This is a genomic window from Bacillus sp. SRL543 (assembly GCF_984799205.1).
Genome location: NZ_OZ481794.1, coordinates 2,870,261 through 2,882,600 on the forward strand (window position 1 = coordinate 2,870,261; position 12,340 = coordinate 2,882,600).

Annotated in this window: 14 protein-coding genes and 1 pseudogene; 4 read left to right on the forward strand and 11 right to left on the reverse strand. The window is 45.1% G+C overall.

Annotated features, from left to right (window positions below; translation table 11 throughout):
• Nucleotides 1-16 precede the first annotated feature (16 nt).
• From modB to AC4E8B_RS14720, 3 genes are all read right to left on the reverse strand, one after another.
• Nucleotides 17-673: a molybdate ABC transporter permease subunit gene (gene modB / locus AC4E8B_RS14710; RefSeq protein ID WP_490214119.1), complete on the reverse strand. Its 657-nt coding sequence runs from the start codon at nt 671-673 to the stop codon at nt 17-19.
• A gap of 183 nt (nt 674-856) precedes the next feature.
• On the reverse strand, nt 857-1,375 hold the full coding sequence (locus AC4E8B_RS14715) for a nitroreductase family protein (protein ID WP_490214120.1): 519 nt from the start codon (nt 1,373-1,375) through the stop codon (nt 857-859).
• 163 nt (nt 1,376-1,538) lie between these two features.
• Nucleotides 1,539-1,766 carry a hypothetical protein gene (locus tag AC4E8B_RS14720; RefSeq protein ID WP_490214121.1) on the reverse strand — a complete coding sequence of 76 codons (228 nt, stop codon included), beginning with the start codon at nt 1,764-1,766 and terminating at the stop codon, nt 1,539-1,541.
• 88 nt (nt 1,767-1,854) lie between these two features.
• Here AC4E8B_RS14720 and AC4E8B_RS14725 point away from each other — a divergent pair, with 88 nt between their 5' ends.
• Together AC4E8B_RS14725 and AC4E8B_RS14730 are read left to right on the forward strand one after the other, a co-directional pair.
• Complete coding sequence (locus AC4E8B_RS14725; RefSeq protein WP_490214122.1) at nt 1,855-2,106, forward strand: hypothetical protein; 252 nt, start codon at nt 1,855-1,857, stop codon at nt 2,104-2,106.
• Between the two features lie 12 nt (nt 2,107-2,118).
• Complete coding sequence (locus tag AC4E8B_RS14730; protein WP_022544026.1) at nt 2,119-2,352, forward strand: hypothetical protein; 234 nt, start codon at nt 2,119-2,121, stop codon at nt 2,350-2,352.
• A gap of 27 nt (nt 2,353-2,379) precedes the next feature.
• On the opposite strand, the gene AC4E8B_RS14735 is transcribed toward AC4E8B_RS14730, so the two are convergent.
• The 5 genes and pseudogenes from AC4E8B_RS14735 to AC4E8B_RS14755 all read right to left on the reverse strand — a co-directional run bounded on the left by AC4E8B_RS14735 (nt 2,380) and on the right by AC4E8B_RS14755 (nt 7,895).
• Nucleotides 2,380-3,447 (reverse strand): hypothetical protein, encoded by a 1,068-nt coding sequence (locus AC4E8B_RS14735; protein ID WP_490214123.1) that lies wholly within the window; start codon nt 3,445-3,447, stop codon nt 2,380-2,382.
• Between the two features lie 113 nt (nt 3,448-3,560).
• Nucleotides 3,561-4,061 carry a GNAT family N-acetyltransferase gene (locus AC4E8B_RS14740; RefSeq protein ID WP_490214124.1) on the reverse strand — a complete coding sequence of 167 codons (501 nt, stop codon included), beginning with the start codon at nt 4,059-4,061 and terminating at the stop codon, nt 3,561-3,563.
• Nucleotides 4,062-4,113: 52 nt separating this feature from the next.
• Nucleotides 4,114-5,208, reverse strand: a complete 1,095-nt coding sequence (locus AC4E8B_RS14745; RefSeq protein ID WP_490214125.1) for a GerAB/ArcD/ProY family transporter — start codon at nt 5,206-5,208, stop codon at nt 4,114-4,116.
• 15 nt (nt 5,209-5,223) lie between these two features.
• Nucleotides 5,224-6,413, reverse strand: a pseudogene (locus AC4E8B_RS14750) (Ger(x)C family spore germination protein).
• A 6-nt stretch (nt 6,414-6,419) separates the two neighbouring features.
• The gene (locus AC4E8B_RS14755; protein WP_490214126.1) at nt 6,420-7,895 is read right to left on the reverse strand and encodes a spore germination protein; all 1,476 of its coding nucleotides are present in this window, start codon (nt 7,893-7,895) and stop codon (nt 6,420-6,422) included.
• Nucleotides 7,896-8,080: 185 nt separating this feature from the next.
• On the opposite strand from AC4E8B_RS14755, the gene AC4E8B_RS14760 reads away from it, so the two are divergent.
• Nucleotides 8,081-8,545, forward strand: coding sequence for an Hsp20/alpha crystallin family protein (locus tag AC4E8B_RS14760; protein ID WP_490214127.1), 465 nt, complete (start codon nt 8,081-8,083; stop codon nt 8,543-8,545).
• A 29-nt stretch (nt 8,546-8,574) separates the two neighbouring features.
• Nucleotides 8,575-9,246, forward strand: a complete 672-nt coding sequence (locus AC4E8B_RS14765; protein WP_490214128.1) for a hypothetical protein — start codon at nt 8,575-8,577, stop codon at nt 9,244-9,246.
• Nucleotides 9,247-9,326: 80 nt separating this feature from the next.
• Here AC4E8B_RS14765 and AC4E8B_RS14770 read toward each other — a convergent pair whose 3' ends face one another.
• The 3 genes from AC4E8B_RS14770 to AC4E8B_RS14780 form a co-directional block, all read right to left on the reverse strand.
• Nucleotides 9,327-9,821, reverse strand: a complete 495-nt coding sequence (locus AC4E8B_RS14770) for a GNAT family N-acetyltransferase (RefSeq protein ID WP_490214129.1) — start codon at nt 9,819-9,821, stop codon at nt 9,327-9,329.
• 228 nt (nt 9,822-10,049) lie between these two features.
• Nucleotides 10,050-11,291: an MFS transporter gene (locus AC4E8B_RS14775; protein ID WP_490214130.1), complete on the reverse strand. Its 1,242-nt coding sequence runs from the start codon at nt 11,289-11,291 to the stop codon at nt 10,050-10,052.
• Nucleotides 11,291-12,337 carry an ArsR/SmtB family transcription factor gene (locus AC4E8B_RS14780; protein ID WP_490214131.1) on the reverse strand — a complete coding sequence of 349 codons (1,047 nt, stop codon included), beginning with the start codon at nt 12,335-12,337 and terminating at the stop codon, nt 11,291-11,293. The genes AC4E8B_RS14775 and AC4E8B_RS14780 overlap by 1 nt, the downstream gene beginning before the upstream one ends.
• Between the last annotated feature and the right edge of the window lie 3 nt (nt 12,338-12,340).

The window sequence follows — 12,340 nt, forward strand, 5'->3', positions numbered from 1 at the left end:
ACCGAAATTTTTAAGATTATTTGCTAAAAGCATTGACTGCTGCAAGCATGATAAAGGAAATGCCGATCATGACTGCCGTCCAAAGCCAGGCCATCTCCATATTGCCTGAGTCGATGGCAAAATAAATGGCCGTCGGAATGGTTTGCGTTTTGCCAGGAATATTGCCGGCAAACATGAGTGTAGCCCCAAACTCCCCGAGGCCTCTAGCAAAGCTGAGTATGGCCCCGGCGGCAAGCGCTTTGACTGACAGCGGCAGTGCTATGAAAAGGAAAACCTTCATCTCAGAAGCTCCATCGACTCTTGAAGCATCTTCTATCTCCTTCTCTATTGTTTCAAACCCTGTCTTTGCCGACTGGTACATCAGCGGAAAAGCCACAACACTGGAGGCGATCACGGCAGCCAGCCATGTAAATATGACCGGCTGCCCAAAAAAGATTTCTATCGCTTTCCCGAAGAACGACTGCTTTCCAAACATAATGATAAGCAGGAATCCGACCACCGACGGCGGCAGTACGAGTGGCAGGAGGAGGATGGTTTCAATAAGCGGCTTTCCTTTAAATCTTTTTGATGCGAGCACTCTTGCCAAAAGAATGCCTGCAGCAAAAACTATGGCCAATGAAATGGCTGCTACTGAAATCGACAGCCGGACGGGCGACCAGAAGTCCTCCATCATCCTTCCCTTCCCCGGTTATATTCAACTAGTATCATTATTTTTAATGCCCCCTGTATTTTCTGCTAGATTCATTATAGCCGAAAAATGGGGGCAATAGAGCGATTATGCTTTCTCTCAGGGAGTTTGACGGGTATTTTGTAAAATAAAAAAGGACAGGCAAACGCCCTGTCCTTCTATCCATTATTATGGAAGCTTTTTAATCTTGTCTTCTATGCTGATGCGCTCTTTGATAGCCGGGATTTCTTCCGGGTAGCCAAAAGCGATGATGCCGGCCACTTCGTTTCCTTCTTCCACACCAAGCACTTCCCTGGCAGCCTTTGAAGCACCAAGAGAACACCAGAAGGTCCCTACTCCCTCATCCCATGCCTGCAGCATGAAGTTCTGGATAAAGCATGCCACGGCAGCTGTATTCTCAACTGTCTCCAGTTCTGTTCTTCCATGCTTGACCGTGACGGCCATTACTTCCGGCGCCCCGCCGAAATCTGTTTTATGCTTCAGCTTTCCGCGTGTTTCCGGGCCGGCAAAAATGAGATCCCACGGCTCAGTCATTTTATGGTTGGGAGCAAGGCTGGCCGCTTGAAGCCACTTCATGAACAGCGCCTCATCCACTGGATCTGCTTTAAACTTTTTAATCGTTCTTCTAGTGGTAACCAATTGTTCAATATTCATTACAGTAAGCACCTCATCAATAATGATAATCATTTTCGTTCAACATCATTATAGCAAATAATTCCTTGGTTTTGAACCATAAAGCAAAAGCCCCGTGCTTTTAGCAGCAGGGCTTTTGCTTTCGGAGGTATTTACATTAAAGGTATGCGGCGGTTTGGATGGTTATTCTGAAATTCAGTTGACCTTTGTGGTTTAGCTAGACGTTGTTTTTCACGCTCGTGTTATCTTCCTGGTCACCATCCCACACTACACCTGCCGGCATGGCCATAAAAACCCCGTCAGCAGACTGCTGGCCAAACCCCTGGTTTTTCTTTCCATTCACCGCTTTATTAACCATGATATTCTGGCCAAAAATTATGCCATTTCCATGATCAGAACTTCTTAATGATGTCTTGCCGATTGTTACACGCGCAGGATAGAACATGCTTTTCCCCCTTTTTCTCTCAATGCCGGTTTATCATAAATTATGCAGAGCTGAATATACTTAGAAGCAAACAAAGGGGGAGATATAATTGCCGGCTCCTGCGCCATTTATCAATATCAACATCTGCGCAATCAAGATCAATTCTTTCGAGAATGCTTCCGCTGTCAATATCGGCCAGAACCTTCTTGCCGAGTGGCATAATTCGGATAAAAAAAATCAGGGCTACGGACAGAACTTCGGGGATTCAAGCGGATTTATCGGCACGAAGGGAATGGTTGATGACCGAGATCAGCTTGACTCTAATTCTACCTTTGACTCTGCGAGAATACCAAATCTGTAGGGAGTGATGTTTATGATATTTGCCCCCATGGTGGTAAATCTTCTCGCCTTAAAGGTCAATGTGCTTGACCATGCTTCTATTGTGAATATGGGGCCGAACCAATTTATCGACCAGTTCATCTCGTATAAAAGAAACCAGGGATTCGGCGAACAAAACGGCGATGTCTCGCCTGTGAATATCCCTATATCCTGGATTGCCGATCCTGACCTGAATGATTCCAACTCAGTGAAAAACAGTGTGATATAGAAAAAGCCTGCTGGTGCAGGCTTTTTCTTATGATTCTTTCTCCTGGTGGCTGGACAGGCTTCCAATATAGGCGAGCTCATCTGCCGAATAAGCATCTGCTCCACCATCCAGAATTTTTCGGACGTCAGTAAGGTTTTCCTGAAGCGGTACAGATTCGCCCTTTTGGCCTGTAAACTCTTCTGCTGTATAAAACGGCTGGGTCAAATAGGCTTCAAGCAATGCACCGCGCTGATAGCCCAGTGTTTCAGAAGGCGGAAGCCTCTTCATTCCCCCGGCTTGAACAAGCGCCTTTAATTCCCTGTAGCGGCGGAGAAGCTTTTGCGCCTTCTGCTGGATAGTCAGATGGGCCTGATCCAGGTATGCCCCCTCAAGGACAGAAGAAGCAGAATAAATAGGATTTACGGCAGGATATAAATGCCTGGCAGCAAGGTCGGCATCAAACTGCCATAATGTTTCCAGCGGCCCGTAAGGAAATTCTTCATCTACTGCTTCCCCTTTCAAATCAAGGAGAAAGGTTGTTACTGAGCCAATACCGCCCGCATCAAGCCTGCCCTGCAAATCATGGATGGTTCCATTGACCACATGTGCTCTATCAGCTGCAAACAGAACTTCCTGATCTTTTGAATGGATTGTGAGAAGCTGGTATGCCTCCTCAATCGTTGCAGCAGTAAAATCCGTGTTCATCAGAACATCCTGAAGTTCTGGATACTCCCCTTCGGGAATGAGCAGGATTGTCTTGTAGCCTTCCTTTTTCAGCCGGAAAAATATCTCTGTCAGGAGGACCAGCTGCCCCATTCCGGGCCTTGCGACAAGACCGGCCGTCCCTCCTTTAGCCAGTGGTGCAAACAGATCGAGCGCCTTGATCTTCGTTTCAATCATCTCTGCCTTCTCCCCTCTAATGATTAAATCATCCAGGCTGCATTCTGCCAGTTCAGCAAGCGCAGCAATTGTCCTGACTTCTGCCCTTCCTACCGGTATCTTTCCGGTACATAAATTGGAGACTGTGGCGGGACGAAGTCCGACTGACTTTGCAGCTGCAGTCAAATTCGGAACTTTTCTCCGGAGCAAGGCAACATTCAGGCTTAAATTTTCCAAATTTTCCACCTCCTGTTCTAAAAGTAATATAAATTACGTTATAAAGCAACCATTAATTACTTTCAGAAGTAATTTAAATTTCAAAACACACAAAAAAGAAGGCTTTCGCCTTCTCAACTAAGATATAGTATCATGTGGTCTTCGTCATAATAGTTTTCACCAATTTTCAATGCCCTTTTCTCGACGCCATATACTGTAAAGCCAAATGAGGCATAAAGCCTTTTGGCAGGCTCATTCCCGCTTTCAACTGAGAGGGTGACCTGTTCTATTCCCGGGTCTGAACGCGCTTCAGCAAGAGCTGCTTCGAGCAGCTTCCTGCCTGCTCCCATGCCCCTGTAATCAGGCTTTACATACATCGCAGCAAACATTGCCCGATGCTTAAGCTTTAATTTGGTATCCTGTACAAGAGCTGCTGTTCCTAACAAAGTGCCCTTTTCAAAGGCTCCGAACTCTGCAGAGTGCCCGAAAGCAAAACGATTGGCGTAAAATTCGGCACTATTCCCAACTTCCTCTTCATAGCTGGATGCGAATGCTTCCGGCTTATTTTGCAGCGCTTCAAGCCGCAGCTTTTTGTATTCCTCTGCGTCTTCTTTCACCAGCTTTCTAACTTCCATGTGAACTCCCCCTATGCAATAGTGAGTACATTATCGCATTAAACAGAGGCGGCTAGAAAGCCTGATTCCTCTTTTTTTTCAAAACAAGGAGCACGGCCAGTATACCTGGAAACAGAAACTGAAAAGGGAGATGGACCAGATAAGGGACAACTTTCAGCCCTAAGAACAAATGCTGCGGGAGATTTTCAGCCATATACAGTGTTGCAAGCATAGCTCCTGATGCAGCGGGGTAAATGATGTTTTCTTTTTTCAGCTTCCTGAAAACATTGGCAAAAGCCATTGTACCAGCCTCAAAAAAGATGCCGATTTTTATAAAACCGACAAAAAGAAAGCTGAACACAGAGAAAATCTCAAGATGCTGGATAACCTCCAGATACTCAATCATTTCAATCGATTTTACGAGCGGATATGTATATATGGCAGCTGTTTTTGCCCCGACAATGCCGATGATGAGCTCTGAAAGAATAAGAATGATTATACCTGCTGCGATAACAGCCAGCCAGCCTTTTCTAATAAGTTTTTCCGGCTGATTGACTGCAGCGAAAATAAGCAGGAACACAACCATTTCTCCATAAGGGAAGGTGAACAGCTGAGGCAGAGTGCCCCATTTAATTTCATCAGGATTAAATAAAGGCATAATATTTTCCATAGAAAAGAAGTCGGACATGAGCGCCAGGGCAATAAGAGAGAAAACGAGCAGCATGGTCATGAACAGCAGGATTTCAGCAGTGCGTGCCAGCGCCTCCAGTCCAAGCTTGGACCCATATGCTGCTAAAATAAGGAGCATGGCTGAGATGATCCAGTCCCGGATATTATAGAAAAGCGTCTGGCTGATAAAATAGGAGAAGTCTTTTACAATTCTTGCAGCGATATAGTAGAAATATATCGAATATAAGGCGCTGATGATTTTGCCGCCTGCTTTCCCGAATCCTTTCTCAAGTATTCCCCCAAAATCCCCCCATCCGCCTTTATGGAGAATGAATATATAAAAGAAGAACAATACGATTCCCACGATCATTGCAAAGAGATTGATCAGCCATGCATTTTCCTCTGAATCCAGTCCCAGCCCCACTACTATTGTACTTCCAAGGAGAAAAAGGGTCAGAAGCGCAAAAGTTTGAAATACTGTAATTTTAACTGTGCCCATGTCTTTCCTGCTTTCTCAGCGCAATTTCATAACATCGCCGAATTCTGTAATAACCACATCCACTTCTATATTTGTCCGCATTTCCGGATAAACGGTTCCCCACTTATTTTCAATCTCTGACCAAAGCTGCGGTTTTCTTGTATAAAGCCTTCTTCCAAATCCAATGTAATCAAGATTTTCTTTTTGACTTTGTTTAATAAGCTCTTCAACTTGTTTTTTAAGCTCCGTTGAAAAAACTTCTTCATATTCCTTGTTTGATGGAAGGGTGAAACCCGCGCTGCAGCTGGTTTCAATCACCTCCCCCTCAAGCTTGAGGCTGATATCAAACTCAGGTATCCCTTTGACTGGATTCGGCTTGAGCTTTGGTTTGTAGTAACTGACAACATAGATGTGAAACCATCTTCTCCGTTTGGACAACCTGCTTCAAAAAGGGTCCTTTCCAGCTTTTTTTCCAGCAGCAGCAGTATCTTACTCTGTTCAGTATCAAGGAACCCCTCAAGTTTATCATTGCGGAAAACGGCCATACCTCCGATTTTGATTTTTGAAGGAGGATCAAACTCTTCAACATTGGCTTTCTTCATACCCGTGCTGGCATCTCCCTCGACTTGCAGATACGGAATGCTGATTTGGGCAGTGGTCTGATTCAGCAGATAATTTTTTATTTTATTAGGATAGACGGGCACTGCCGTTCCAAGGTCAGATCCTATATTGCGGGCGATTTCTTTGATCCTTCGGGCTGAAATCTTCTGGATTGGCGTAAAAATCTTCAAAATTTCTCCCGGCTTGGTGCCTTTGCTAATAAACACCTGCAAATTTGAGGTGACATTTGGTTCCATTATAAGGAAATCGATAGCTTCCGTAATGCCGTTTTCCTTGGCCAGCTCTTCATCCATAATGAAAACTTCCGTATCATCAAGAAATAAATAACGTGAAACTTTTTGTGATGCAAGCCGCACTGCTTCTGAAAAAGTTCTTCCTGTCTGTTCATATACCACGGCGCCCAAATCACCAGTTGCTTCCTTTTGGGAGGCTGTAGGGCTGATGACCTGAATAGTCACCTTGTATAAATCTTCTTCCTTTTCGACACCAATCGCTGATACAATCGCCAGGTTTTTCAAAAACGAATTTTCCACATTTTTTCCTACAATGAAAAAACCAATGATAACTGCAGGCCACAATATAAATTCCTTCCAGCTTATCTTCATATCACATTACTTCCGTTTCATTTTTTCTTCTTTAGTAAACTCTTTTTCAGTTTTTACAATTTCCGGAATAGGCACCCTGAATAATGCATCCTTCTGATCAGCCAGATTAAATGGTGCCAATGGTGATAAATAAGGAACCATAAAGCTTCTTAAGGAGCACAAATGCAGCAGCAGTGCCAGGAAACCGATAATCACACCGAACAGCCCCAAAAATGAAGATAACAGGATGAACCGGAACGTCAGCCGCCTTTGCGCTGTAACAAGGGTGTAAATTGGCGATATACTTGCCATTACATAGGCAGCACTCAATATAACAAGCGACGTCGGCTGCACCAGCTGCGCTTCAACAGCCTGCTGGCCCAGAGTAATAGAAGCAAATATCGTTACTGTCAGGACAACCCCTTGGGGAAGCCGTAAAGAGCCCTCAGATATGATCAGGATCAGCCAGTAAAAAATCAAAACTTCTAAAATTGTCGGAAGCGGTACATATTCGCGCTGGGCAATGATGCCGATAAGCAGCTGTGTCGGGACAAGGCCAGGATGGTAGACCGTAAAGGAAATATATAATGCAGGCAAAAGCACTGACAGTGTGAAGAAAAAGATGCGGGCCAGCCTGCGTATCTGGAACCCTCTGTTTAAGGTGTAATAATCATCAGGCGATTGAAAGAACTGAACAAGAACTGCGGGCAGGGTTGTGACGAAGGGTGTTCCGTCCACTGCGATGGCAATCCTCCCTTCCATCACTTCCGCACAGACCACATCTGGCCTGTCAGTCGAAAGAGTCAAAGGAAAGAAGGTTTTTGTCCCTTCTGTCAGCGCCTCTTCCAGATAATTGATATCTAAAATAAATGGTATTTCAACTTTTGAAAGCGACTGCCTGACATTCTCCAAAATCTCTTCATCTGCTTTTCCTTCTATATATATCAGTGATAGCTGAGTCATAATCTTTGGATTGAAAGGTCCCTTGTCAATCCTTAATTCGGGTGTCTTTAAGGTCTTTCTGATCAAAGCCAGATTATTTGTCAGAGATTCAGTAAAAGAGATGCTCGGCCCTATTGGCGTGCGCTGTGCCTGGGGTTCGGAAGGACTCCGTTCCGGCCACTTGGAGCTATCAAGGGAATAAGCTTTATCCCATCCCTCAATAATCAGCACACTGTTTCCTTCAAGCATTTCTTTTAATGCTTGCAGGGGGTCGTCCAATTCCTTCACTTGCCCGGAATGAAGAATACTGCTCACAAACTGGGGTGACTGGTTTAGCCTTTCACCAGACTCCCCCCGGCCAGCTTCCAGCAGCGGTGCTATGAACTGTTCTTCTATCTTTTCTGAATCCACAATCCCATCGATATAGGCAAGAATCATTTTCATTTGTAAGTGAACTGGTATGATCCGCCTTATCCTGATGTCAGAGCTGCAGCCAAGCTGGTTCTCCAGCCACTTTACATCTTTTTCACTATCACCACTGAATACTGTTTGTTTTTCCATAGCTATTCCTCTTCATCTTTTATGGCATTTCATCCTATCTTTTGCTCAAATGAACAAGTTTATCCATTATTGGATTATCCCTTTTCCATCATTTTGGCATGAATAGCGTATCTGAAAATAAGATTAATAATAGACGATAATCCCTGGAAACTTATAAAGCAGGTGATAAGATGGACCTTGATAAAATGAAGCAATGGATGGAGCTTGCCCAGAAGGTACAGGGCGGGGATTTCTGGAACCAGGTTTTTGAGCAGGGGCCAGGCGGACAATTTGGGGAATCTGCGGCTTTCAACAGTTTTGCCGGCGAGCCGGGGGAAGCCGGCTACCGGAAGTCAGCCGAGTTTCCGCTTGTGGATATATATGAGACAGAAACACAAATCATCCTGCTGGCCGGTCTGCCAGGCATCCAAAGAGAGGATGTCCAGCTCTTCCTCCAGGGTGACAGGCTGATCATCAGGGGAACTATTTACGTACCATACAGCGGTATAAAAAATATTCAAAAAGAAAGATTTCATGGGAACTTTGAAAGAGCTGTAAAGCTTCCGGCCATTCCCAATGACAATAAACTTTCAGCAAAATTCATTAACGGCCTGCTGGAGATCAGCTACGGGAAGATCTCCCAGCCAGAGGAACAGATTCCAATTGAATGAAATCCAAGGACTAAATGGTGTGGTGAGATATGGCTTTTAAATATTTTCTTGGCAAAGAAGGCGGAGACCGGCTGGCCAGACTGGAATCAAGGATTGATTCCCTTGAAGAAGATTCTAAAAAAATCAGGACATGCGATGTCCATGTCAGGCGTTTCCTTACCATCGAGAAAGAATTGGGAAGCCTGGTCGCACTGAAAAAGAAATTAACAGCCCGGACACCCGCCGCTGAAACAAGACAAAGTCCGGGCCCTGCTCTGGAAAATAAGGACGTTGAAAGAATGATTGATAAAGCACTCGGCCGCTATATCCATCTGATTGAAAACCTGGAGCACCGCCTTCAGGACACTGAAAATGCCATCTTCCGTCTGGAGAAAGAAAATTCAGAACTGAGGCAGGAAATCTCTTCTTTGCATGCTGGCACAAAAGAAGACCCCCGTAAAGACGCATCCTCTTCCCAAACGGATTCCAAGTGCTCTCCGCCTGTCATTTTTCAGGAATTCCATATTGACAGATTCATAGTCGACAAATATGAACTTACCAATAATATCAATCAGCTGGGAGTAAAGGAACTCAGCGGCCAGATGAATATCGGTGCAACCTATGGAGGAGGCATCACACCACAGGAATTTGCCGGCAGCGAAGAAGAAGACCCTGATACTCCAGACGAAAAAAAAGACGGTGAAGAAGAGCCTCCTGAATGAGTGCTTTGTTCACCGTCTTCTTTTTATTTGATTTCACAGGCTAAAAAGCTCCTGAACCTCCCCATACTTTCGGCAGGATTTTAGATCGTCTTTGTAAGCAAGTATGAATAATAAATAAATTCGCTATCATTGTCAGTCTGTTTAAATCCGTTCCTCAAAAGCACCTTTTGAGAGGCTGGATTATCCCAAGATGTTTTAGCTTTGATCTCCTTTATCTTCTGCGTTACTATTTCTTCCTTAAGCAGGAGGCTCAAAGCGGATGAAGCAATCTGCCTCCCAGCAAAATTTTCTCCAATCCGGTAACCTATATTAGCTGTTCCGGCATCAGGATCGATATCTGTCAGATTGATCCTTCCTGCCATTTGTCTTTTTGCAGAGCGGATAATATAAAAAAAAGATATCTTATTCTCTTGCTCATTGAGAAGCGGCCCCATTAACTCCTGAAATGTGTCATATGAATAATAATCTGCAGGCCTCGGAGGAACCGATTTTTCGAAATAGGTGCGGTTTTCTTTTTCAAACATAAAGATGTCCTCCATGTCATCTTCAGACATTAGATGTATATTTATCTCCATCGTTTCCCCTCTTTTCACCCGTGCTGTATGCTCTTTTGCCAAACTTGATTAAAGCCAGCAGTTCACTTGTCTGCCTTTTTGCAAGATATATATTTCAATGGGCATCGTATATGCTCTGAAATCATCTTCCCAGCTTTCTTCATCCTCTTAATTCTTTCAGCAGCCCATCAATTCCTCTTTTTATATGAAAACCTTAATTAATAGATTTCCACCCAGGTTTGTACAGGGTTATCCTCTTTGTGCCTGTTTTTCCGTTTCAGATTCAATGTCCCAATGACCGCCCTGCTCATTTAAAAATGAAAAATAAGGATGAAGGAGTCCCATTGCAGAAGCTGCAATTATCACTGTCCCAATAAGCATAAACATGGGCCTGACTCCCCAAAGGCTTCCTAATAGTGTTCCAGCAAGCACTCCGAAAGGCATCGCCCCCCTGATGATGAACAGCCTGGCCGAGAATACTTTTCCTCTTAAATGGTCAGGTACTGTCTGCTGATAGATGACCGTACTTTGTATATTGAAAAATGCCATGAAAACTCCGGCAGCTGCTTCAATCGCAACTGCGGCTGCAAGACTACCATTAAACGCCAGCAGGATATAAGTCGATCCTCCTGCCATTAGCGCGCCAAGCATAGAAGTGCGGCGATTGCTTATTCGCACCTTCCCGATAAGAACCGTGCCGGCAAGATAGCCCACCGGAAATCCCGCCATAAAGAGGCCGTAGCTGCCGTAGCTCTCTGAAAGTTCGTCAGTTATGTACGGAAGATTAAGAACCATGGCGGCACCTACACCGAACTGGACAAAAGCAAGGAAAATCCCAAGCCACAGCAGCAGAGGATTCCTAATATAATAGAAGATTCCCTCCTTAAATTCTGCAAGCCATGTTTTTCTGATAGTCCTTTCTTCTGCTGGTTCTGAAATAAATAAAAGAAAGCTGCCGCTTATCAGCAGGAAAATTGTCACGAGCAGCAGACTCACCTCTGTTCCTGCTCTCTCGATAACAAATCCGCCCGTCATCGGGACGATCATGGAAAGCAGCCTGACTGTACCGTCGAGTACAGCGTTGGCAGACTGCAAACTGTCTCCTTTTATCAATGAAGGAAGCAAGGCCTGGCTTGCCGGGACATAAAAGGGAGACACAAGCCCTACAGCGATCTGTGCAGCATAAATATGCCAAACTTCAAGCTGGCCGGTACTTACCATCACAAAAGGAAGAAGGAAAAAAAGACTTCTTGTCCATTGGGAGACAACCATGATCCACTTGCGGCTCCATTTGTCAATAAATGGCCCTGAAATGAGCTGCAGGATGAGGGACGGCAGATAATACAGCAGCCACATGCTCCCAAGCGCCAGCTTTGATCCTGTCAGTTCATATACCATGATCGAATTACAGAAGGTGCCGAGTGCCCCCCCAGCTTCTGAAGCGGCTGCACCTGCCCATAAATAGCGGAAGTGCTTCAGTTTCCAGATCATTACCTTCCACCCTTCAGATACCTTTCGAGCTCTCTTCCCAAAGAAAGGACAGCTTCTTTTTTCAGCCTGTATTTATGGTTATGCACTTCTGCAAGCTTTGCTGCCCTGAGGATCTTAAGATGATGGTGTACAGTCGATTTCCCGATGTTGAGCTCCTCGGTAATATCCTGCAGAGGGAGGTCTTCCTTGAAAAGCAGCTTCACAATGCGCAGCCTGAATTCATCTCCCAATGCCTTTTGCTTTTGAACCAGGAAATAATCCGGACTGTCCGGCACCTCAGCCGGCAGGCTGCTGTTTGACACTGGATAATAAAATACCTTTGTGCCTTCCAGATCCGCTTCAATGGTCCAGGGACGGTACACATATTGCGGAATCAGCCTGACAGTAAAAACCCCGGGCTCCGGAAGATAAGCAATCCCCCCTGTTGCCTGTTCAGCAAGGCCTTCAGGGGACGTCCTGGCAGCCAGCAGTTTTTTGTCATGAACATCTTTTTCCAGTATCGCTGAAAGCTTGTCTTTTTCCGGTTCAATGGCAGCCAGGTACCAGCCTTCCATACTGGCAATAAGATGCTCCTTCAGTTCTCCAGGCGATTCATTAGTGATATAGGAGATATATGCCGGGAAAAACTTATGCCCTTCTACATGACCTATTAATTCTTCAAGCGATTCAGCATTCCCTGCGGCTGCACGCTTTCTTGCTTCTTCTTTTTCCTGGCCCAGAAAAGGCAGGCAGATCCGCTTCAGCTCTTTTCCATCCAATTCCTCCACAGCTGCAATAAAATCCTGCAGGGTCCGGGCTTCCACATGGTGCAGCAGCTGAAGCAGCGATTTCCATGTGTTATTCTTTTCAATACGATCAAGCTGATCCTTAAGGCGGGCAGATGCCCCTGACCTGATGCCTGAAAGCTTTGCTGAATGCTCAAGCGTGTCAATCAGTGCCCCGTTTGTCACAGCAGCTATGCCTAGGGCGCACTCCCATAAAAGAGAATGGCTGAACTCCACCTTGTAGCTCTCCCTCTTTCTTCCGGATAGATTAATATGTTCCATGAA